The 337-nt window shown below is 66.8% G+C and carries 1 pseudogene; it reads right to left on the bottom strand.

Annotated elements, in window-relative coordinates:
- Positions 1 to 337: pseudogene (locus tag ACK59Z_RS25955) on the bottom strand (transketolase); the annotation flags it as partial.

Here is a 337-nt window from a genome sequence, read left to right as displayed (position 1 = left end):
GCCACCGCGGCTGATGTCGGCGATCTGCTGGGCATCGCGGTCCTGGTGCTGCAGGTTCTGACGCGAGAAGATCAGCGCCGATGGGCCGTCCTTGCGCTCCAGGGCGTTTTTCCAGGACACGGCGGATTCCACCGCGTCGGCCGGGCGCCAGGTGTCCAGGTTCGGGGTGCTGCGCAGGCTGGTCAGCTGCTCGATCGGCTGGTGCGTCGGGCCGTCTTCGCCCAGACCGATGGAGTCGTGGGTGTACACGTGGATCACGCGCTGCTTCATCAGGGCCGACATGCGCACCGCGTTGCGGGCGTATTCCATGAACATCAGGAACGTCGCGCCGTAAGGC

The organism is Pseudomonas sp. KCJK9058, assembly GCF_046230975.1.
In the GTDB taxonomy this organism is placed as follows: Bacteria; Pseudomonadota; Gammaproteobacteria; order Pseudomonadales; family Pseudomonadaceae; genus Aquipseudomonas; species Aquipseudomonas alloputida.
The sequence above is the reverse complement of the archived record's forward strand: the minus strand, read 5'-3'. Positions and strand labels throughout refer to the sequence as shown.